Annotated in this window: 19 protein-coding genes and 1 riboswitch; of the genes, 15 read left to right on the forward strand and 4 right to left on the reverse strand. The window is 70.2% G+C overall.

Annotated features, from left to right (window positions below):
• Positions 1–73 precede the first annotated feature (73 nt).
• Positions 74–1,330 (reverse strand): right-handed parallel beta-helix repeat-containing protein, encoded by a 1,257-nt coding sequence (locus tag AB0I38_RS31110; protein WP_358487162.1) that lies wholly within the window; start codon positions 1,328–1,330, stop codon positions 74–76.
• Between the two features lie 642 nt (positions 1,331–1,972).
• Here AB0I38_RS31110 and AB0I38_RS31115 point away from each other — a divergent pair.
• Positions 1,973–3,385 carry a hypothetical protein gene (locus AB0I38_RS31115; protein WP_358487168.1) on the forward strand — a complete coding sequence of 471 codons (1,413 nt, stop codon included), beginning with the start codon at positions 1,973–1,975 and terminating at the stop codon, positions 3,383–3,385.
• A gap of 61 nt (positions 3,386–3,446) precedes the next feature.
• On the opposite strand, the gene AB0I38_RS31120 is transcribed toward AB0I38_RS31115, so the two are convergent.
• The 3 genes from AB0I38_RS31120 to AB0I38_RS31130 are packed head-to-tail and all read right to left on the reverse strand — an operon-like array spanning position 3,447 to position 7,127.
• Positions 3,447–4,286 (reverse strand): sugar ABC transporter permease, encoded by an 840-nt coding sequence (locus tag AB0I38_RS31120; RefSeq protein ID WP_358487178.1) that lies wholly within the window; start codon positions 4,284–4,286, stop codon positions 3,447–3,449.
• On the reverse strand, positions 4,283–5,851 hold the full coding sequence (locus AB0I38_RS31125; protein WP_358487182.1) for an ABC transporter permease subunit: 1,569 nt from the start codon (positions 5,849–5,851) through the stop codon (positions 4,283–4,285). The genes AB0I38_RS31120 and AB0I38_RS31125 overlap by 4 nt, the downstream gene beginning before the upstream one ends.
• Before the next feature lie 4 nt (positions 5,852–5,855).
• The gene (locus AB0I38_RS31130) at positions 5,856–7,127 is read right to left on the reverse strand and encodes a sugar ABC transporter substrate-binding protein (RefSeq protein ID WP_358487189.1); all 1,272 of its coding nucleotides are present in this window, start codon (positions 7,125–7,127) and stop codon (positions 5,856–5,858) included.
• A 300-nt stretch (positions 7,128–7,427) separates the two neighbouring features.
• Here AB0I38_RS31130 and AB0I38_RS31135 point away from each other — a divergent pair, with 300 nt between their 5' ends.
• From AB0I38_RS31135 to AB0I38_RS31200, 14 genes are all read left to right on the forward strand, one after another.
• Positions 7,428–8,930 carry a glycoside hydrolase family 13 protein gene (locus AB0I38_RS31135; protein ID WP_358487196.1) on the forward strand — a complete coding sequence of 501 codons (1,503 nt, stop codon included), beginning with the start codon at positions 7,428–7,430 and terminating at the stop codon, positions 8,928–8,930.
• A 133-nt stretch (positions 8,931–9,063) separates the two neighbouring features.
• A complete protein-coding gene (locus AB0I38_RS31140) occupies positions 9,064–9,882 on the forward strand; it encodes an SAM-dependent methyltransferase (RefSeq protein ID WP_358487200.1) in 819 nt (272 codons plus the stop codon).
• Positions 9,883–9,965: 83 nt separating this feature from the next.
• Positions 9,966–10,787, forward strand: a complete 822-nt coding sequence (locus AB0I38_RS31145) for an aldo/keto reductase (protein WP_358487207.1) — start codon at positions 9,966–9,968, stop codon at positions 10,785–10,787.
• A gap of 18 nt (positions 10,788–10,805) precedes the next feature.
• Positions 10,806–11,759: a Gfo/Idh/MocA family protein gene (locus AB0I38_RS31150; RefSeq protein ID WP_358487213.1), complete on the forward strand. Its 954-nt coding sequence runs from the start codon at positions 10,806–10,808 to the stop codon at positions 11,757–11,759.
• A gap of 117 nt (positions 11,760–11,876) precedes the next feature.
• Positions 11,877–12,013: riboswitch (cyclic di-AMP (ydaO/yuaA leader) on the forward strand.
• Positions 12,014–12,024: 11 nt separating this feature from the next.
• Complete coding sequence (locus AB0I38_RS31155) at positions 12,025–12,687, forward strand: CHAP domain-containing protein (protein ID WP_358487223.1); 663 nt, start codon at positions 12,025–12,027, stop codon at positions 12,685–12,687.
• A 186-nt stretch (positions 12,688–12,873) separates the two neighbouring features.
• Positions 12,874–13,302: a YciI family protein gene (locus tag AB0I38_RS31160; RefSeq protein ID WP_358487425.1), complete on the forward strand. Its 429-nt coding sequence runs from the start codon at positions 12,874–12,876 to the stop codon at positions 13,300–13,302.
• Positions 13,303–13,428: 126 nt separating this feature from the next.
• A complete protein-coding gene (locus AB0I38_RS31165) occupies positions 13,429–14,670 on the forward strand; it encodes an RNA polymerase sigma factor (protein ID WP_358487230.1) in 1,242 nt (413 codons plus the stop codon).
• 265 nt (positions 14,671–14,935) lie between these two features.
• Complete coding sequence (locus AB0I38_RS31170) at positions 14,936–16,264, forward strand: ABC transporter substrate-binding protein (RefSeq protein ID WP_358487233.1); 1,329 nt, start codon at positions 14,936–14,938, stop codon at positions 16,262–16,264.
• A gap of 141 nt (positions 16,265–16,405) precedes the next feature.
• The gene (locus AB0I38_RS31175) at positions 16,406–17,296 is read left to right on the forward strand and encodes a carbohydrate ABC transporter permease (protein ID WP_358487236.1); all 891 of its coding nucleotides are present in this window, start codon (positions 16,406–16,408) and stop codon (positions 17,294–17,296) included.
• Positions 17,293–18,147, forward strand: a complete 855-nt coding sequence (locus AB0I38_RS31180) for a carbohydrate ABC transporter permease (protein WP_358487239.1) — start codon at positions 17,293–17,295, stop codon at positions 18,145–18,147. The genes AB0I38_RS31175 and AB0I38_RS31180 overlap by 4 nt, the downstream gene beginning before the upstream one ends.
• Positions 18,144–19,553: a GH1 family beta-glucosidase gene (locus AB0I38_RS31185; RefSeq protein ID WP_358487250.1), complete on the forward strand. Its 1,410-nt coding sequence runs from the start codon at positions 18,144–18,146 to the stop codon at positions 19,551–19,553. The genes AB0I38_RS31180 and AB0I38_RS31185 overlap by 4 nt, the downstream gene beginning before the upstream one ends.
• Positions 19,534–20,532 carry a LacI family DNA-binding transcriptional regulator gene (locus tag AB0I38_RS31190; RefSeq protein ID WP_358487260.1) on the forward strand — a complete coding sequence of 333 codons (999 nt, stop codon included), beginning with the start codon at positions 19,534–19,536 and terminating at the stop codon, positions 20,530–20,532. The genes AB0I38_RS31185 and AB0I38_RS31190 overlap by 20 nt, the downstream gene beginning before the upstream one ends.
• An 84-nt stretch (positions 20,533–20,616) precedes the next feature.
• A complete protein-coding gene (locus tag AB0I38_RS31195; protein ID WP_358487267.1) occupies positions 20,617–21,651 on the forward strand; it encodes a phosphotransferase family protein in 1,035 nt (344 codons plus the stop codon).
• A complete protein-coding gene (locus AB0I38_RS31200; protein ID WP_358487270.1) occupies positions 21,648–21,791 on the forward strand; it encodes a hypothetical protein in 144 nt (47 codons plus the stop codon). Before AB0I38_RS31195 ends, AB0I38_RS31200 begins: the two co-directional genes overlap by 4 nt.
• The last annotated feature ends 72 nt before the right edge of the window (positions 21,792–21,863 follow it).

Here is a 21,863-nt window from a genome sequence, read left to right on the forward strand (position 1 = left end):
GTACGCCCCGTCTTGGCGCTACCCTCCGACGTCGGCACCCCGCCACCGGGGACGGGGATTCGCGACGGAGCGGTCAGGGCTGGTGGGCGCCCGCGGCGGGGGTGGCCGGAAGCGGCCTGCCGGTGATGTCGCGGGTGAGGGCCTTGCCGCCGTACCAGGCGGCCGAGAGCGGGAAGGCGCGGCCGAGGGCCGGGGAGCCGGGACGCGGACGCAGGTCGGTGCGAGAGGTGAGGCGCGGGTCGGCCATGACCGACCGGGGGCCGAGCTTGAACCTGGTCGAGGTCGCCTGGTAGACGCTGCCGCCCTCGTCGGCCCCCTTGCCGTCCTCGTAGCCCGCCTGCCCGCCGACGGAGACGACGTTGTTGCGGAGCTTCAGGATCGACGGTGAGCAGCCGTCGTGGCAGGACCAGCCGATCGTCTTGCGCGCCGGCAGATAGACCGAGTTGTGCACCGCGATGGTGCCCTTCACCGGCCCGACGACGTGCCCCGGGCCGCGGGTGACGAGGAAGGAACCCTGCCTGAGGGTGGAGGTGACGACGTTGAAGGCGAACACGTTGCCGGTGGCGGTCTTGCCCTTCTGCGCGCCCAGCTCGGTGAACGTCTCGTTGTTGTGCGCCTTGTTGTAGGTGACGAGGTTGCGGTCGCCGTTGTAGATCTCGACGGCCGCGCCGTCCATCACGTAGTCGTGGCTGGCCGCGTGGCTCCCGGTGATGGTGTTGCCGGTCACCACGTTGTCGTCGCCGTTGAGCAGGACGCCGAAGGCGCCGGAGTCGTTGTCGCCGCCCTCGTCGTTGACGCTCATCCGGTTGTTGCCGACGATCTGGCTGCCGCGGATGGTGTTGCGGGAGCCGCTCGGGGTGACCCAGACGCCGGTGACGTTGCCGTCGGCCCGCACCCCGATCAGGTGGTTGTCGTCGCCGGCCACCTCGAAGCCCGCCCACTGGCAGCCGGAGGCGCGCACGCCGCCGATCCGCCAGTGGTCGCCGCTGACGACCACGCAGTTGGCGCCCCTGCCGCTGATCCTGGCGAGAGGGCCCTTGCCGTACGGCTGGATGACGATGGGTCTGGCGGGGGTGCCGTCGGCCTCCAGAGTGAGGCTGCCCGTCCATCTGCTGCCGCGCTTGAGGCTGACCGCGTCGCCCGGCTTGAGGTCGGCCTGGTTGACCCGGTCGAGCGAGCGCCACGGGGCGGTGGCGCTGGTGCCGGCCGCGCCGTCGTCGCCGGCCCTGGAGTCGACGTAGTAGGTGGTGCCTGCTTGGACCTGGGCCTGCGCCGCGGAGGGGGCGGCAGGCAGCAACGAAGCCACGGCGACCACGGACAGCAATCTCATGCGGGCACACCACGATCTGAAGGGAAGGAAGGACGGACGGTAGTCCGCCAACCTAGCGGCTCACCGGAACGGACGCCAGACGCTGATCATCGGCGCGTCGCCGCGTGGATCCGCCGGTGTCGCAGGCGTCGCGTTGACCGGATCGGCCGCGCATCGCCGTCCGAACTCCCCGGACAGCGCCTGGTCGCGCGACACGAAAGTCGAACATGTGATCTAAAACCTATGGCCTCCCGGCCTCGGACGTGATTACGATCTTGATGTTCGCCGGCCGAGCTGATCGGCCGGCCCTACGGCCTGTACGTCGGCAAGCAGGGCATCACCCACTACGACTTCGACGACATCCGCGACCTCGAACGGTCGACCGGGCCGACGTTCGCGCCGAAGCCGACAGGCCTGCCGGCGGACCGGGACGCCGCCCACCGCTGGACGGGCTCCATCACCTACACGTCCGGCTGAGCCGCCTCCCGGGCCGCCTCGACGGTTCGAGACGACCCGGGAGGTCCCAGCCGGAGCCAAAGGCTCCGTGGCCCCCACGGGCTCGGGCCGGCCGGCCGCGTGGGGGCGGGCCCGGCGCAGATGTGTGATCATGACGGCGCGGCGGCCGCTAGGCCACTCCGGCCCCCTACACGGGAAAGTCCCCTGATGCGCGTAATGAAGTTCTTCTGGTCGGCAGCGGTGGCGCTGTCTCTGTGGGAACTGCTGGCCGAACCCCTGTTCGCCGAAACGGTAACGGTCATCTGCAGCAGTGCCGGGCCGCTGGACTGGCCGCAGCCCGTTCCGGCGGCCCAGGCGGCCGGCTTCCTCGGTGACTGGCTCGCCCGGCTCCAGCCCGTACTGCTGGCGCTGACCGCGTTCTGGGCGATCCGGTCGCGACCCCGGGGCCGTCCCAACGCGGGCCGGGGCAGGTTCCTGCTCCCCGCCACGCTGGGACTGGCGGTCGCCCTGCTCCCCGCCGCGCTGGCCGAGGCCGAGGAGCGGCTGTCTCCTGACATGCCCTTCATGTGGCAGGAGTGCCTGCACGCGCAGATGGCGCCGCCGTCCTTCGTGGCGCCGCGCCTGATCCTGGCCTGGCTGCTCTCCCCCGCCACCATGGTCCTGCTGGCCGGGATCGCGGGTGCGGGACTCCGGCCGCGCCTGACCGAGTTGCGCGACGCCGGGCTGGCGGTGGCAGCCGTCGTCCTGGCCGTGTTCCTGCCCGCCGCGCTGATCGGGCCGCCGGCCAACGCGGACGGCACCCCGCGTTACGCGGTGGCCGGCCTGGGCCGGCCGTACGTGCTCGACCTGGAGACCGGTGAGCCGGTGAGCCTGCTGCCCCAGGCGACGCGCACCTACGTTCAGTACGATCTCATCGTCCGCGACACCGAGCCCGGCCACTACGTGGCGGCGATCACCAGCCTGTCAGGCCGTTACTTCCGCCTCTACCGGCTGTCCATGAGCGACGACGGCCGGATCGCTCTCGGCGAGCGGCTCACCCCCACCCTCAAGGGCACGGTCAACGGCCTGGCCGTCTCCGCCGAGGGCCGCATCGCCTACGGGCGGATCACGGACGAAGCCCGCTTCGCGGGAACCCTGGAACGCGAATGGCCGGTCAGCGGCAACCGTCTCCAGTGGCTCGACGCCCGGATCCTCGCGCTCCCCGAGCACAGCGTCCGGGCCGGCGCCCTGGCCACCCTCGACGTGGGCACGGGCGCGATCGGGGAGGTCGCCGCCCCGGCCGAGCACGAGTTCACCCGGCCGATCCTCCCCCTGCCCGGCGGGCGGCAACTGCGCGCGCTCGGCTGGCCGACCCGCACGCTCGTCCTGCATGAGGGGACGCGGCTGGTCAGGAAGGTCCTGGCGGTGGACTGCGGCCACATCGAATCGCTGGCGCTCGACCCCACCGGCCGCTACCTGCTGGTCGGCGTCGACCGGGAGGCCGAAGAGATGGACCGGTCACCCCTGGCCGGGCTGCCTCCGTGCGGCGGCGCCCGCTCACAACTACTGCGCCTCGACCTGGAAACCGGTCACACCCAGATGGTGCCCGGCGAACAGGCCCCCTTGGTCCAGGCATGGTGACAGCCGGACGATCACCAGTACCTCGATCACCTGCCCACGACCTGACGTGCGGAAAACGGGGCTAGCCCTTGACGGCGCCGGAGGTCAGCCCCGAGACGATGTACTTCTGCAGCCAGAGGAAGACCCCCACGGTCGGGATCGCGGTGAGCAGCGTCGCCGCGGCGAACATGCCGAAGTTGGCGTTGCGCTGATCGCCGGCGATCATCCCGTACATGCCGACCGCCAGGGTCTTGCTGGCGGGATCGCGCAGGAAGACGCTGGCGATGATGAACTCACTCATGATGCCGATGAACGCCAGCATCGCGGTGACCGCGAGGATCGGCGTCACGAGCGGCATGATGACCCGCCAGAAGATCTGCGCGTGCGTGGCCCCGTCGACGGTGGCCGCCTCGTCGAGTTCCTTCGGCACGGTGTCGAGGAAGCCCTTCATCAGCCAGGTGTTCACGCCCAGCGCGGCGCCCAGGTAGAGCAGCACGAGCCCCCACGAGGTGTCGAACCCGAACGCCGGGTAGAGCTCGGTCACCTTGGTGAAGATGATGAAGATCGTCACGATGGCCAGGAACTGCGGGAACATCTGGATGAGCAGCAGCGCCAGCAGCCCGACGCGGCGGCCGCGAAAGCGCATCCGGCTGAAGGCGTACGCGGCGGACATCGACAGCAGCAGGCCGGCGAACGACGCGGTCAGCGCGATGAACACCGAGTTGAGGAACCACCGGCCGAACGGGTAGACGTCGGAGCCGAACAGGTCGGCGAAGTTGGCCAGGCTCGCCCCGTCCGGCAGCAGGTCGGTGGAGGCGAGGGTCCCCAGCGGATTGATCGCGGCCGACACCACGAACACGATGGGAAACAGCGCGAACGCGCACACGACGAGCACGAACACGTGCCTCAGCGCGAGTCTCATGCGTAGACCTCCTCCTGCCTGCGGGTCCGGCGGAAGGCCACCACCGAGATGAGCGCGACGATCGCGAAGATGAACACCGAGATGGCGGCGGCGAAGCCGAACTGCGCCCCGCCGGTGCCGAAGGCCAGCCGGAACGTGTAGGTGATCAGCAGGTCGGTGGCGCCCACCTGCGGGTTCTCCGCCGGGAACGGGCCGCCCTCGCTGGTGAGCTGGATCGCGTTGAAGTTGTTGAAGTTGAACGCGAACGACGAGATGAGCAGCGGCGTGAGCGCCACCAGCAGCAGCGGCAGCGTCACCTTGCGGAAGGCGTGCCAGGGCGAGGCGCCGTCGATCGAGGCCGCCTCGGTCAGCTCGCGCGGGATGGCCTGCAGCGCGCCCGTCGTCACCAGGAACATGTACGGGAAGCCCAGCCAGAGGTTGACCAGGATGACCGCGAACCTCGCGGTGACCGGCTCCCCCATCCAGTCGACGGTCAGCCCCAGCAGCTGGTTGACCAGCCCGAAGTCGCGGTTGAACAGGTCACGCCAGACCAGCAGCATGGCGAACGAGGGCATCGCGTACGGCAGGATCAGCGCGATCCGGTAGAAGCGCGTGCCACGCATGCGGGGGTGGTGCAGCGCCAGCGCGACGCCCATGCCGAGCGCGAACGTCGTCACCACCGAGGCCAGCGCGAACACCACGTTCCACCCGAACACGCCCGCGAAGTAGCCGGAGATCGTGGGGTTGGTCAGCACCCGGGCGAAGTTGTCGAAGCCGACGTCTACCTGCCAGCCCTGCGCCAGGTGCTCCCCTCCTGCGTTGACGAAGTAGCCCCGCGCCTCGTCGGCCGTCCACGTGTCGCCGTCGCCCCGGACGCAGTCGCAGGCGGGGTCGTAGCCGAGCGCCGCCCTGCCCTCGACGGCACGGCTGAGGCCGTTGGCCTTGATCAGCCCGCCGGCGGTGGGCACGGCCAGCGCCGCGATCTCCTCGCCGCGGGCGGCCGCCTGCGGCGCGGTCAGCACGGTGAGGCCGGGCGCGGCCAGCACCTTGCCGGTTACGCCGAGCCGGGCGCCCTCCAGCGGGGCAAGCCCCTCGCCGGAGCCCGTCTGGACCCGCCTGGTCTCCGGGTCGACCAGCAGGAACACCAGCTCGTCGCCGCGCACGGCCGCGGTCAGCGTGTACTCGGGCGAGCCGGGCGCCTGCCGGACCGAGCCGGTCTCGATCGCGGTGACGGCCGACTGCTTGTCGCCCCGGTGGCCGTCGCCGAAGTTCGTGAACGCGGTGCTCACCGTGTAGAGGATGGGGAACACCTGGAACGCGATCAGGAAGACGGTGCCAGGAATGAGGTACTTCGCCGGGATGAGGCGCCGGGTCAGGTAGAGACAGACGATGGCCGCGGTGACCACGCCCAGCACCGCCAGCGCGATCCAGGCCCGCGCCGCGACCAGCGGCGGCACCGCGTACAGCAGGATCGCGGCGGTCACGGCGAGCACCGCGATCCTGGTCACCACGTAGGCCGTGGTGATCTCCCGGCGCGGCCGCGGCGCCCGGCGGGGCTTGGCGGCCTCGGGGACGTCCGAGGGCATGACGTCAGTTCTTGAGGGAGCCGTCGATGGTCTTCTGCGCGGCCTCGGCCGCCTCGGCGGGGTCGCCGCCCTTGACGACCGCGGCCTCGGCGATGCCGAACGGCTCCCAGACCGCCTGCATCTCGGGGATGGCGGGCATCGGGAAACCGTCCTTGCCGGCGTCCATGAACTTGCCGGCGTCGGCGTCGGCCGCCTGCACCTCCTGCAGGGCGGCGGTGAGCGCCGGCGGGCGTGGGTCGGCGTCGTACAGGGCCTTGGCCACGTCCTTGTTGGTCACGTAGTTGGCGACGAACTCCTGGGCCAGGGTCTTGTTCTTGCCCTTGGCGGCGACGAAGAACGACTGGACGCCGACGAACGGCGTGGCGGGCTTGCCGCCCTCGAACGACGGAACGGGCGTGATGTCGTAGCTGATGCCGCCCTTCTTCACGTCGCCCATGGCCCACGGGCCGGAGATGAGGAAGGCGCACCTGCCGCCGGCGAAGGTGGCGACGTAGTTCTCGTTGGTGATGGAGGTCTTGAGCGCGCCGTCGCCCTTCTCGCCGAGTTCCTTCAGCCTGCCGAACGCCTTGACGGACTCGGCCGAGCCGAGCAGCACCTTCTTGGGGTCGGGGTCGCCGGAGGGGGTGGTGCCGAACAGCGAGCCGCCGCCCGCGGCGAAGATCGGGTAGACGTGGAAGGCGTCGCCCTTCTGCGCGACGGGCAGGCAGAGGATCTCCTTGACCTTGCCGGCCTCCTTGAGCTCCTTACCCTTGGCGACCATGTCCTCGAGGGTGGCCGGGGCGTCGGGGGCGAGCTTGGTGTTGCGGATCAGCGCGATGTTCTCGACCGCGTACGGCGCCGCGTAGACCTGCCCGTCGAACGTGACGGCCTTGAGGGCGATGCCGGAGAAGGCGGCCTTCTGCTCCTCGGTCAGGTTGACCGGGTCGATGGCGCCGTTCTGCACCAGGTTGCCGATCCAGTCGTGCGCGCCGACCATGACGTCGGGGCCGCTGCCCTGCTGGGAGGCGGTGAGGAAGGTCTGCTGGTTGTCCTTGCTGATCTCCTTCACCTCGACGCTCACGCCGTTCTCGGTGCCGAACTGGTCGGCGAAGGGCTTGAGCGCCTTGACCCGGTTGGGGTCGGCCCAGATCACCAGCCGGCCGCCGCCCTTGTCGGCGGGGGCGGCGGTGGCCGATCCGGTGGGGGCCGCCGAGGGGGCGGTGGACCCGCCGCCGCAGGCCGTGGCGGCTAAGGTCAGCGTCGCGAGTGCGGCCGCACCCAGAGCTCGGTTGCGCATGAGACCTCCTGAGGTCGGGAGGGAGCGACGACACCTCACGCGCCGCCGCCGGAAAGGTCATCATTTGCCGCTTTCGCGGCTCACATTTCCGGGACGTTACCGGGACTTTGCAAGAATTGGAAGAATTTGCAAGATAGCGTTACCAGATCCACATCTCGGGCGTGTCGCACCTTCGCGGACCATATGGCTGACCTGGCACAAGGAGAAATGCGCAACTTTCCGCAACTTACACTTGACCTCTCGCAAGGAGTCACGCCATTCTGCACCAGACATCACGGACAATCCGGGGGAAGGATCACCATGCTGGCCGACGACGACTGGTGGCGCGACGCCGTTGTATACCAGGTGTACCCCCGGAGCTTCGCCGACGCCAACGGCGACGGCATGGGCGACCTGCAGGGCGTCCGCCACCGCCTCGGCTATCTGAGCGAGCTCGGGGTCGACGCGATCTGGCTGAGCCCCTTCTACACCTCGCCGATGGCCGACGCCGGCTACGACGTGGCCGACCACCGCGACGTCGATCCGATGTTCGGCACGCTCGGCGACTTCGACGAGCTAGTCCGTGACGCGCACGCGCGGGGCATCCGGGTGATCGTGGATCTGGTGCCCAACCACTCCTCCGACCGGCATCCCTGGTTCCAGGCGGGGCTGCGCGACCGCTACATCTTCCGCGACCGGCCGAACGACTGGGAGTCGATCTTCGGCGGGCCGGCCTGGACCCAGGTCGAGGACGGGCAGTGGTACCTTCACCTGTTCGCGCCCGAGCAGCCCGACTTCAACTGGGACCACCCGGAGGTGCGCGCGGAGTTCCGCGACGTGCTGCGGTTCTGGCTGGACCGCGGCGTCGACGGCTTCCGGGTGGACGTGGCGCACGGCATGGTCAAGGCCGAGGGCCTGCCGGACGTGGGCGCCAAGGACGGGCCCCAGGCGGAGATGCTCGGCGACGAGCGCGTGCCGTACTTCGACCAGGACGGCGTGCACGACATCTACCGCGAGTGGCGGCCGATCCTCGACTCCTACCCCGGCGGGCGGATGGCGGTGGCCGAGGCGTGGGTGTCGTCGCCCGAGCGGCTGGCCCGCTACGTCGGCCCGGACCAGCTGCACCAGGCGTTCAACTTCGAGTTCATGCTGGCCGACTACCACGCCAAGGCGTTCCGGACGGTCATCGAGAAGGCGCTGGCCGAGGCGGAGCTGGTGGGCGCGCCCACCACCTGGGTGCTGTCCAACCATGACAAGCCCCGCCATGTCACCCGCCACGGCGGGCTCGGCCGGGCCAGGGCGGCCACGCTGCTGATGCTCGCGCTGCCCGGCGCCGCCTACGTCTACAACGGCGAGGAGCTCGGCCTGCCCGAGGTGCTCGACCTGCCGGACCAGTTGCGCCAGGACCCGGCCTTCCGGCGCAGCGGCGAGAGCCGCGACGGCTGCCGCGTGCCGATCCCGTGGACCGGCGAGCCCGGCTTCGGCTGGCGCGACCCCTGGCTGCCGATCCCCGGCTCGTGGGGCCCGCTGTCGGCCGAGGCGCAGCACGGCGATCCCGGCTCCACGCTGAACCTCTACCGGTCCGCCCTGCGCATCCGCAAGGAGCATCCGGCGCTCGGCGGCGGCACGCTCGCCTGGCTCGACTCCCCCAGGGACGTGCTGGCCTTCGAGCGGGACCCGGGCCTGGTCGTGGTGCTCAACACCGGCGAGCGGCCGGTCGAGCTGGCCGCGCTCGGGCTGCGCGGCGAGGTGCTGCTGTCGAGCGGCCCCCAGGCGGGCGACGGGACGATCGCCCCCGACAGCACACTCTGGCTGGGCCGCTGACCGGGATTCCGGTACGGCTGCCGCTCCGCGACGGCGCGGTGGCCGGGCCGGTGACGCGCGATTCGTCGTCCGTTTGCCAATAGTGATCGGTAAAAGTCACAAAATACTCCCTCATGTCAGGGATCATGGGCTCATGACGGAGCAAGCCCCGCACGGTGTCGACCCCCACATCCCGAACGCGGCACGTATGTATGACTTCTTCCTCGGCGGCAAGGACAACTTCAAGGCCGACCGGGATCTGGCCGAGCTGGTGTTGAGCGTGATGCCGGAGATCCGCGAGGGCACCAAGCAGAACCGCGCGCTGATCGGCCGGGTGGTCCAGTACCTGTGCGAGCAGGGCATCACCCAGTTCCTCGACCTGGGCTCCGGGCTCCCCGCCCAGGAGAACGTGCACGAGGTGGCCCACCGGTTCAACCCGGACGCCCACGTGGTCTATGTCGACAACGACCCGGTGGTGGCCGCGCATGGCAGGGCGTTGCTGGCCGACCCGTCCCGGGTGACCATGGTGGAGGCCGACGTCCGGCGGCCGGCCGAGGTGCTGGCGCGGCCCGAGGTCAAGGCGTTGCTGGACTTCGACCGGCCGGTGGCCGTGCTGATGATGTTCCTGCTGCACCTGGTGCCCGACGAGGACGACCCGCAGAAGTTCGTGGCCGCCTACCGCGACGCGCTGGCCCCCGGCAGCTACCTGGCGATCACCCATGTGGCCGGCGACGCGGCTCCGGCGGTGACTCAGCGGATCAGCGAGTTCTACCGGCAGGCCAACTCGCCGTTCTGCCCGCGCTCCTACGAGGAGGTCGCGTCCTTCTTCGGCGACTTCGAGCTGATCCCTCCGGGCCTGGCCACCGGCCTCGGCCCCGAGGTGGTGTGGCCGTTCGCCGACCTCGAGGCGACGATGTTCCTCGACGAGGACTTCGCCCGCCTGGGCCTGGCCGGGATCGGCCGCAAGCCCTAGCGGCCGGTGTCTCCCGTTCCGTCCGGCGCGGGCGGCTCCGTCCGCCTCAAGCGGGACGGAACGCCGAGTGAACAATGGAGAGTATGAACTCGCTCTTGCTCAACACGGACGGCGTCCAGATCCCGCAGATCGGGTTCGGCGTCTGGCGGGTGCCCGACGACGAGGCCGAGAGGTCGGTGAAGACCGCGATCGAGGTCGGCTACCGCCACATCGACACCGCGACGCTCTACCAGAACGAGCCGGGCGTGGGCCGGGCCGTGCGTGCCTCGGGGATTCCGCGCGCCAAGCTGTTCGTCACCACCAAGCTGTGGAACACCGACCACGAGCGCCCGGAGGAGGCGTTCGAGGAGAGCCTGGCCCGGCTCGGGCTCGACTACGTCGACCTCTACCTCATCCACTGGCCGATGCCGGCCCGCGACACCTACCTGCGGGCCTGGCGGGGGCTGGAGAAGATCTACCGCGACGGCCGGGCCAAGGCCATCGGCGTCTCCAACTTCACCGTGGACACGCTCACGAGGCTGCTGGACGAGGCCGATCTCGCGCCGTCGATCAACCAGATCGAGCTCCACCCCTACCTGCAGCAGCGCGAGCTGCGGGCCTTCCACGAGGCCAACGGCATCCTCACCGAGGCGTGGAGCCCGCTCGGGCAGGGCCGGGGGCTGCTGGAGGACCGCGCGCTGCGGGTGCTGTCGGACAAGCACAACCGCACTCCGGCGCAGATCGTGCTCCGCTGGCACATCCAAGTGGGCAACGTGGCGATCCCCAAGTCGGTCACGCCGTCGCGGATCAAGGAGAATCTCGGCGTCTTCGACTTCGTCCTCGACCATGAGGACATCGCGGCCATCGGGGCGATGAACATCGGAAAACGGCTCGGACCCGACCCAGACGCCTTCAACAGGGCGTAAAGACTACGATCCCTCCCCATGAGGGATCTTTCATGGGGAATCGCAGCGACTGGCGGCATCGCCAGGACCGTGGGAGCGGTCATCGCGGCGGAGCCGGGGATGCGGGTGGCGGCCGTCGGCTCACGCGACCTCGGCCGGGCGCGGGCACTGGCCACGACGCTGGGCGCAGAGTCGGCCCATGGCTCCTACGCCGCGCTGTGCGCCGATCCCGCCGTGGACGCGGTCTACGTGGCGACCCCGCACACCCAGCACCTGGAGGTGGCCGAGGCGGCGATCGCCGCGGGCAAGGCGGTGCTGTGCGAGAAGCCTCTGGCCGCCTCGCTCGCCGACGCCGAGCGGATGGTGCGACTGGCGCGCGAGGCCGGCGTCTTCCTGATGGAAGCCATGTGGATGCGGTTCAACCCGCTGATCCGGCGGCTGGCGGCCGATCCGCGCTTCGGTGACCTTCGCTCCGTTCACGCCAGCTTCGGGTTCGCTTCACCGTACGACCCGCTGCACCGGCTCTGGGCGCCGGAGCTCGGCGGCGGGGCACTGCTCGACCTCGGGATCTACCCGTTCGGGCTGGCTCAGCTGCTGCTCGGGACACCGCCGGAGCTGCGGGTGACGGGGTCGCTGGCGCCGTCGGGCGTGGACGCGGAGGCGGCGGGCGTGCTCCTCTACCCGGGCGGCAGGCGGGCGCTGGTGGAGGTCTCGTTACTGGGAGCCCTGCCCAACAGCGCCTATGTGGTCGGCACCGGGATGCGGGCCGACATCGAGGCGCCGTTCTGGGCGCCACGGCGGATGACCCTGAGCGGGCCGTCGATCGAACCGGAGACGCACGAGCTCGCTCCGGAGGACAACGGATACGCCGGTGAGGTGCGCGAGGTGCGCGACGCGCTGGCCGCCGGGCGGACCGAGAGCGCGATCATGCCCCTTGACGAAAGCCTTGCCATGATGGGGCTGCTCGCGGCGGCTCGCAGACAGCTTTCCTGACCAGGGCGGTCATTCGCTTGTCATCTCTTGCCGCTTGTATTACTTTATGGGGTCTTAGCGGCGTATGTCCGGTTTGTCCGTTCGTTGCCGTTCCATCGACAAGAACATCGCAGGATCTACCTGCGACCGCTGAATCCGCGTCCGCGCGGAACCGGGGACCCAGGTCTCATGGGGTGAATCGGCACATCGTGCCGTAGGGCAGCTTCCACGTCCGAACCCGTCAGCTAACTCGGTAAGCGGTATGGAAGCAAGGAGTCCCCCACCGATGGCCACCCGTTGTCCTTCCCATGCCCTCAGACGCCACGCCGCCCGCGCCGCCCTGGGCGTCACCCTCACCGCCACCGCGGCCTTCGGCGTCGTCGCCCCCGCCGCCGCCGACACCCCCCAGCACGCGGGCACCGGCGCGGAGACCCCGGCCAAGGCCGGCGCGGTCAGCGTGACGGCAGATCAGGTGCTCGCCCTGGCCAGGGCCCAGATCGGCGTCTCGGAGAACGCCTACGGCGGAGGCACCAAGTTCCAGGAGTGGTACGCGTACTCGCAGCGCGCCGCCGAGACGATCGCCCGTGACGGCGGCAACCGGGCCGGCTACCTCAACGCCGCCTGGTGCGCGATGTTCGTCTCCTGGGTCGGCGAGAACTCCGGCGCCCGGCCTCAGATCGGCTGGGACGCCTACACCGTGACGCACGCCCAGTGGTTCGCCGACAAGGGCCGCTGGGGCACTACCCCCAAGCCCGGCGCCGTCGTCTTCTTCGCCTGGAGCGGCAGCAAGAGCATCAGCTCGATCAACCACGTCGGCTTCGTCGTCAAGGACAACGGCAACGGCACCCTGACCACGATCGAGGGCAACACCGGCAACGGCAAGGTCGAGGAGCGGGTCCGGCCCAAGTGGCAGGTCGCCGGCTACGGCTACCCGCAGTACGCGGCCTGACCCACACCCCCGCCTCCCTCTCCGGCGAGCGCGCGCCCCACTCCCCCTCGGGCGCGCGCTCGCCGCTTTTCCGGAACAATCTGGCCGGACGTGTCGATTCGCCGGCACAGAGCTCGACGCGTTGGTGAGCGTGGGGTCCGGCCGGGACCCCGGCAACGGACGAAGGAGGTCGGCGTCGTGAAGTTCATGATCGTTGGCAGGAGCAACGAGGAGAGCGAGGCCGGCGTCATGCCCAGCCAGGAACTGGTGGACGCGATGATGGAGTACAACGAGTCGCTGGTCAAGGCGGGAGTTCTGCTGGCGGCCGAGGGGCTCTACCCCAGCTCGCACGGGGCCCGCATCGCCTACAGCGGAGGCAAGGCGACCGTGCTCGACGGGCCGTTCACCGAGGCCAAGGAGCTCATCGCCGGCTTCTGGCTGATCCAGGTCAAGTCGCGCGAAGAGGCCCTCGAATGGGCGATGCGGATCCCCGTGCCTTGCGGGCACGACGGCGTCGGCCTGCACGTGTGGCAGGTGCTCGACCCGACCGACATGCCGCCCGAGTCGATGTCGCCCGAGACCACCGAGCGCGAGCACGCCCTGCGCGAGTCCCTGGAGGGCCACGAAGGCGCTTGATCCCACCGCCCCGCCCACGCACATGGCCGGCGGGCACCGGACCGTCTTGAGATCAGGCCGGCGCGAGACTCCGGGCGCCGGGCGGGCGCGGTTGCGAGCGGGCGTGGGGGCTGGTCTCATGGGCCGGTGACGGCTTCCAAGACCCATCAGGCGATCGAGGCGGTGTGGCGGATCGAGGCGGCCCGCGTCATCGCCGGGCTGGCCCGGATGACGCGGGGCGACATAGGCCTGGCCGAGGAGCTGGCGCAGGATGCGCTGGTCGCGGCGCTGGAGCAATGGCCGGAGTCTGGCGTGCCGCGCAACCCGGGCGCCTGGCTCATGGCGGTGTCCAGACGTCGCGCCGTCGACCTGCTGCGCCGCCAGGAGCGCTACGAGCGCAAGCTGGTCGAGCTCGGCCGCGACCTCGACGGCGTGGACGAGCTCCCCGACGCCGACGAGATCGAGGACGACCTGCTCCGGCTGGTGTTCACCTCCTGCCATCCCGTGCTGTCGACCGAGGCGCGGGTGGCGATGACGCTGCGGGTGCTCGGCGGGCTGACGACCGACGAGATCGCCCGGGCCTTCCTGGTGCCCGAGTCCACCGTGGCGCAGCGGATCGTGCGCGCCAAGCGGACGCTGGCCGACCGGAAGGTCCCGTTCGAGGTGCCGCGGGGCGACGAGCTCGCGGGGCGGCTCTCCTCGGTGCTGGAGGTGATCTACCTCGTCTTCAACGAGGGCTACTCTGCCACGGCGGGCGGCGACTGGATGCGGCCCGCGCTGTGCGACGACGCGCTGCGGCTGGGCCGGGTGCTGGCCGGGCTGATGCCCCGGCAGGCCGAGGTGCACGGGCTGGCCGCGCTGATGGAGATCCAGGCGTCGCGAGCGCGGGCCCGCGTCGGCCCGTCCGGCGAACCGATCCTGCTGATGGACCAGAACCGCGCGCTCTGGGACCGCCTGCTCATCGGCCGCGGGCTGGCCGCCCTCGATCGGGCCGAGGAGCTCGCCGGCGCGCGCGGCCCGTACACGCTGCAGGCGGCCATCGCGGCCTGCCACGCCCGGGCGCTCACTCCCGGGGACACCGACTGGGCGCGCATCACCGCGCTGTACGACGAGCTGGCGCCGCTCGCGCGCTCGCCCGTCGTGGAGCTGAACCGGGCGGTCGCGCTCGCCATGGCGTACGGCCCGGGGGCCGGGCTGGACCTGGTCGACCAGATCGCCGGCGAGCCGTCGCTCAAGGGCTACCACCTGCTGCCGAGCGTGCGCGGCGACCTGCTGGCCCGGCTGGGGCGCCTGTCCGAGGCGCGGGCGGAGTTCGAGCGGGCGGCCTCGCTGACACGCAACGAGCGCGAGCGCAGACTGCTGCTCGACCGCGCCGGCGCCTGCTCCTAGACCCGCGATCGGCGAGGAAGTTGTCCGGGTTGCGCACAAACGGTGCCCATGAGATGGGAGCGCTCCCAGCAACCTTTTTGAGACGTTTCGCAACTAGAGTCCGCTTCTATGGTGCTAAATCGCCTCATCGGTAACGGTTCCGTTTCGGGACGTTGACGCCCGCACGCCGTACGGGCACTCTTTGTGGGAGCGCTCCCAAAGATTGTCCCCCCGCGGCCGCGAGCCGCCACGCACCTCCCACAGCCACACCCAAGAGGGGTACGGAATGACGAACCACAAGCGCCTTGTAGTAGCCGGTGTCGCGCTCACCGCTCTGGCAGCCACCGCCGCGTGCGGCGGCGGTAGCTCCACTCCGGCCGCGTCACAGAGCAGCGCCGCGGCCGCCGAGCCGGTCACGATCAACGTGCACACCTTCGGCGGCGGCGAGAACTTCGGCTATGACGAAGCGGTCAAGAAGTGGAACGCCGAGCACCCGAACATCCAGATCAAGTACCAGAACCTGACCGACCGCTTCGAGGACGTCTACTTGCCGCAGCTCCTCCAGCGCCTCCAGGCGGGGGCAGGCGCGGGTGACGTGGTCGGCATCGACGAGGGCGCGATGGGCCTCATGGCCGCCCGCCCGCAGTTCTTCGCCGACCTCGGCGAGTACGGCCTGCAGAGCCGCAAGGCCGACTTCCCCGCGGCCAAGTGGGAGTCGGGCGTCAACGCCGACGGCAAGCTGTTCGCGCTGGGCACCGACATCGGCGGCATGACCATGTGCTACCGCAAGGACCTGTTCAAGAAGGCCGGCCTGCCGACCGAGCGTGAGGAGGTCGGCAAGCTGTGGCCGGACTGGAACGCCTATCTGGAGGCGGGCAAGAAGTTCTCGGCCGCGGACACGGGCGCGAAGTGGATGGACGGCCCCAACACCATCTACAACGTGATCCTGTCGCAGGAGGCGCCGAAGAACGGCAACATGTCGTACTTCGACAAGAGCAACCAACTGGTCATCGAGAGCAACCCGGCCGTCAAGACCGCCTTCGACTGGGTGCAGAAGTTCAGCCAGGCGGGCCTGACGGCCAAGCTGCAGGCGTTCAGCCCGCCGTGGAACAAGGCCATCAAGGGCGGCGACTTCGCCACCATGGGCTGCCCGTCGTGGATGCTCGGCGTGATCTCCGGCGCGGCCGGTGAGGCGAACAAGGGCAACTGGGACGTCGCTGCCGTGCCGGGCGGCTCGGGCAACTGGGGCGGCTCCTGGCTGGCCGTGCCCAAGCAGACCAAGCACCCGAAGGAAGCCGCCGAGGTGCTCAACTACCTGACGGGCAAGGAGGGCCACGTCGCGGCCTTCAAGGAGGCGGGCGCGTTCCCGAGCTCCATCCCGGCCCAGCAGGACCCTGAGGTCGCCGGCCTCAAGAACGAGTACTTCAACGACGTGCCGACCGGCGAGATCTTCTCGGCCTCGGTGAAGGACCTGCTCCCGGTGTTCCTCGGCGAGAAGCACGCCCAGGTCAAGACCTCCGTGGAGAAGGTGCTCGAGGGCATGGACCAGGGTGCGATCGGCTACGACGAGGCATGGTCGAAGTTCACCGCGGCGGGCGTCAAGGCCGCCGGCTGACGGTCCGCCGTCTCAGGACGGGCGGCGGCTCGCGCGACGCGCCGCCGCCCGCCTCCCGATCCGGCCCGAAAGGCTTCCATGACTCTCCAGCTCGCGCCGCCGCGGCAAGCGCCCGGCAAGCCGACGGCACCCAGGCGGCGAATGACCCGCTTCGACGTCAAGGGGATGCCGTATCTCCTGGTGTCGCCCTACTTCCTGCTTTTCGCCATCTTCGGGGTCTTCCCCCTGATCTACACGTTCTGGCTCTCGCTGCACGACGCGGAGCTCGCCGGGCAGCGGACCTTCACCGGCTTCGGCAACTACGTCGAGCTGATCGCGGACACCGAGTTCTGGAACGCGGTGTTCAACACGATCGGCATGTTCGTGCTGGCCACCGTGCCCCAAATGATCCTCGCCCTGCTGCTGGCCAACGCGCTGAACAAGCGCCTGAGAGGCAGGCTGCTGCTGCGCCTGGGCGTGCTGCTGCCGATGATCACCTCGGTCGTCGCCGTGGCGGTCATCTTCAGCCAGCTCTACAGCCGCGACTACGGCCTGTTCAACTGGATCCTCGGCCTGGTGGGCATCGAGCCGATCGCCTGGCAGAACGAGAAGTGGTCCTCTTGGATCGCCATCGCCACGATGGTCGATTGGCGCTGGACCGGCTACAACTCGATCATCCTGCTGGCCGCCATGCAGACGATCCCCAAGGATCTCTACGAGGCCGCGGCCATCGACGGAGCGTCCGCTCGACGGCAGTTCTGGCAGATCACGCTGCCGATGCTGCGGCCGACCATCGTGTTCGTCGTCTTCATCTCGACCATCGGCGGCCTGACGCTGTTCACCGAGCCGGTCATGTTCGAGGGCGAGCAGATGATGACCGGCGGCACCACCGGCCAGTACCAGACCGTGGCGATGTTCATCGTCGAGGCCGCCTTCCGCGGCGGCTTCGAGATCGGCTACGCCTCGGCCGCCGCCTGGCTGCTGTTCGTGTTGATCCTCATCGGCACGATGATCAACTACTGGTTCACACGCCGCATCGGGGGTGCGCGATGACGACCACCGGGCAACCGGCCAACCGACTGTGGGACGCGGGGCTTCTCACCAAGGTCGTGCTGACCTTCGCGCTGCTGCTGTCGGCCTTTCCGATCTACTACATGTTCATCATGGCGACGCGGACGAACGACGACGCGCTCGACGTGCCGCCGCCGTTCCTGCCGGCCGGCCATCTGGGCGAGAACGTCCAGCGGCTGCTCTCCACCGAGGACGCCTACTTCATCACCGGCCTGGTCAACTCCGCGATCGTGGCCACGACGGTGACCGTGTCGGTGGTGCTCATCTCGACGCTGGCCGGCTTCGCCTTCGCCAAGCTGCGCTTCCGCGGCTCGAAGATCCTGCTCGGGCTGATCCTGGTCACCATGATGGTGCCGCTGCAGCAGATGGGCATCGTCCCGTTGTACGAGCTCATGGTGACGCTCGGCTGGACCGGACAGTTGCAGGCGGTGATCCTGCCGTTCCTGGTCAACGGGTTCGGCGTGTTCATGATGACCCAGTACGCCTCCCAGGCGGTCCCCGACGAACTGGTCGAGGCGGCCAGGGTCGACGGGGCGTCCACGCTGAGCATCTATCGCAAGGTCATCCTGCCCGCGCTCCGGCCGGGCATGGCGGTGCTCGCGCTGCTCGTGTTCATGCAGACGTGGAACGAGTTCATGTGGCCGCTCATCGTGCTGCTGCCGGACAACCCGGTGGTGCAGACGTCCATCGCGGCGCTCAACCAGGCCCACGGCACCGACTACGTGATGCTGTTCACCGGCACCGCCGCCTCCGTCCTCCCCCTCTTCGTGGTTTTCGTGCTGTTCGGCCGGCAGATCGTCGGCGGCCTGATGGAAGGTGCGGTCAAAGCGTGACGACTCAAGAGGAGCAGACTCGCTCCCAGCTCCGGTTCCCCTCCGGGTTCGCATGGGGCGCGGCCACCTCGGCGTACCAGATCGAGGGCGCGGTGGACACCGACGGCCGCGGCGCCTCGATCTGGGACACGTTCACCAGGACGCCCGGCCGGGTGGTCGGCGGCGAGCACGCCGACGTGGCCATCGACCACTACCACCGGTTCCGCGAGGACGTCGGGATCATGGCGGAGCTGGGCCTGAGCGCCTACCGCTTCTCGGTGTCGTGGCCGCGGATCCAGCCCGACGGGTCCGGGAAGGCCAACGCCAAGGGACTCGACTTCTACAAGCGGCTCACCGACGAGCTGCGCGGCCACGGCATCGACCCGTGGCTGACCCTCTACCACTGGGACCTGCCCCAGGCGCTGGAGGACGCGGGCGGCTGGCCGAACCGCGACACCGCGCTGCGGTTCGCCGACTACGCCTCGACCGTGCACGAGGCGCTGAAGGACCACGTGCACACCTTCGGCACGGTGAACGAGCCGTGGTGCGCGGCGTTCCTCGGCTACGCCTCGGGCGAGCACGCGCCGGGTCGTCGTGAGCCGGAGAGCGCTGTCCGGGCCGCCCACCACCTCAACCTGGCGCATGGGCTGGCCGTGCAGGCCATGGGCGCGGCGCGGGTGGGCGGCTGCGTCAACCTCTACGCGGTCACCCCGGCCACCTCCAGCGAGGAGGACCTGGACGCGGCCCGGCGCATCGACGGGCTACAGAACCGGTTCTTCCTCGACGCGCTGCTGACCGGGAGCTATCCGCAGGACGTGCTCGACGACCTCGGCATGGACCTGGACTTCATCGCCGACGGCGACCTGAAGACCATCAGCGCGCCGATCGACCTGCTGCTGGTCAACTACTACAGCCGCTTCACGGTGTCGGGCGCGCCCGGCGGCAAGGCGTCGGCGGCGGCCGCGCCCACCGAGACGGCCTCACCGTGGGTGGGCAGCGAGCACGTGTCGTTCGTCAACAGCGGCCGCCCGGTCACCGCGATGGGCTGGGAGATCGACCAGGACGGGCTGCTGGAGGTGCTGACCAGGGTGGCGCGGGACTACCCGCCGCTGCCACTGGTCGTGTCGGAGAACGGCGCCGCCTTCGACGACGTGCTGGAGGCGGACCGGGTGCACGACGCCGGGCGCCGCGACTACTTCGACGCGCACCTGCGCGCCTGCCGGGAGGCGATCGAGGCGGGCGTGCCCCTGGAGGGTTACTTCGCCTGGTCGCTGATGGACAATTTCGAGTGGGCCTGGGGGTACGGCAAGCGGTTCGGCCTGGTGCACGTCGACTACGAGACCCAGCGCCGGGTGCTGAAAGACAGCGCTCTCTGGTACGCCGAGATCATCCGGCAGAATAGGCGACATGAACCGACCGACTCTTGAGGCAGTCGCGGCTCGGGCCGGGGTCGGCCGGGGCACGGTGTCGAGAGTCATCAATGGCTCGCCCAACGTCAGCGCCAAGGCGCGTGACGCCGTCCACCAGGCGATCCAGGAGCTGGGCTACGTGCCCAACCGGGCGGCCAGGGCGCTGGTGACGCGGCGCACCGACACGGTGGCGCTGGTGGTGTCGGAGTCGGAGCTGCGGGTGTTCGACGAGCCCTACTTCGCGGGCACGATCCGCGGCATCGGCTCGGCGCTGTCCGAGACGGGGTTGCAGCTCATCCTGGCGATGGCGCAGTCGCCCGAGGAGCACGAGCGGCTGGAGCACTACCTGACGGGGCAGCACGTCGACGGCGTGCTGCTCCTGTCGCTGCACGGCGCCGACCCGCTGCCGGGCCGGCTGGAGGCGATGGGCGTGCCGACCGTGCTGGGCGGCCGCCCGGTCGGCCTCGACCCCTACAGCTACGTCGACATGGACAACCGGGCCGGCGCCCGGCAGGCGGTCAAGCACCTGCTGGGCCTCGGCCGCTCGGCCATCGCCACGATCGCCGGTCCGCAGGACATGGGCGTGGGCGTCGACCGCCTGGCGGGCTACCGCGACGCGCTGCTCAGCTCCGACATGCCGGAGCTGGTCGCCTACGGCGACTTCTCCGAGGAGAGCGGCGTGTCGGCGATGCGGGAGCTGCTCGACCGGCACCCGCGGCTCGACGCGGTGTTCACCGCCTCCGACCTGATGGCGGTGGGCGCGATGCGGGTGCTGAAGGCCGCCGGCCGGTCCGTTCCCGGTGACGTGGCGGTGGTCGGTTTCGAGGACTCCAAGGCGGCCCTGCACACCGATCCGCCGCTGACCACCGTGCACCAGCCGACCGAGGCGATGGGCCGGCAGATGGCGCAGCTGCTGGTGGCCCGCATCAACGGCGAGGAGCTGCGCCAGCCGGTGGTCATCCTCGACACCTACCTGGTCCGCCGCGAGTCGGCCTGAGCGGCGCCGCGGACGATGCTCGCGCGGGGCGGCGGCCCGTGAAGGGCTGGCCGTCAGCGCCGCGTGCGATCACAATCAGGTTCCGTGGACAGCAGGACGAAACGCCGCCTCTCCCCCGGTCAGCTCGACGCCCTGGCCCGCCGCGCCGTGGGCGCCGGGGTCAGCGCCTCGGCCGAGCTGACCGACGGCTACGCCAACGCGGTCTGGCGGCTCTCCCTCGATGACGGCCGCGACGTGGTGCTCAAGCTGTCGCCGCCGCCGGAGCTGGAGCAGCTCAGTTACGAGCGCAACCTGCTGCGCATGGAGGCGGTGGTCTACGAGCTGGCGGCCGCCGCGGGCGTTCCGGTGGCCGAGCTGCTGGTCGCCGGGTTCGACGACCCGGTGCTGGGCGGCGACTACCTGCTGCTCGGCGCGCTCGACGGCGTCTCGTGGAACGGCACGTCGCCCGACGGCGAGACCGAGCTGCGCCGCGAGCTGGGCCGGCTGCTGGCCCGGTTCAACGCGGTGACCGGCGACGTCTTCGGCTATCCGCACGCGGGCATCACCGGCGCCACCTGGCGCGAGGCGTACCTGGCCATGATGGGGGCATTACTCGGCGACACGGAGCGCTACCCGACGGCGCTGCCGCTGCCCGTCGACGAGATCGCCGCGCTCGTCGCGGCGGCCTCGCCGGTGCTGGACGAGGTGACGACCCCGCAGCTGGTGCACTTCGACGTCTGGGCGGGCAACGTCTTCCTCGACCTCACGGGAACCCCCCGGATCCAGGCCATCATCGACCACGAACGGGCCTTCTGGGGCGACCCGCTGGCTGAGTTCGTCACGCCGACCATCTTCAGCGAGCTGCGCGAGGACGACCCGCTGCTGGCCGGCTACCGCGAGGTGACCCCGCTGGAGCTCACCCCGGCCGCGCTGACCAGGCTCGACCTCTACCGCGCCTACCTCTACCTGATCCTGCTGATCGAGAACGGGCCGCGGCAGTATCCGGAGGCGGAGTACGCCCGGCTGCGCGACCAGTCCACCGCCGCGCTCACCCAGACGCTCGCCCGCCTCGCGTCCCCCGCCCCGGCTGACCGGCGCCCACGCGGGGACACCCCTTCACGCTCTTCGGCAGCGTCGTGATCCCGGCCACGGGACGCCGCTTCGAGCTGCCCTACGTCAAGGTGCTGGTCTTCGACGGCGACGGGCTGGTGATCAGGGACCGGCAGTACCAGGACTGGGGAGCGGTCCGGGCCCAGCTCGGCGCGCCCGCCTCCACCTGATCCTGCAGGTGGAGAACGGGCCGCGACGGTGAACGGGAGCGGAGGCGCGCGGGCGCTCGATCGGCTATGGCG

This window comes from Nonomuraea cavernae, assembly GCF_040655715.1.
GTDB classification, from domain to species: domain Bacteria; phylum Actinomycetota; class Actinomycetes; order Streptosporangiales; family Streptosporangiaceae; genus Nonomuraea; species Nonomuraea cavernae_A.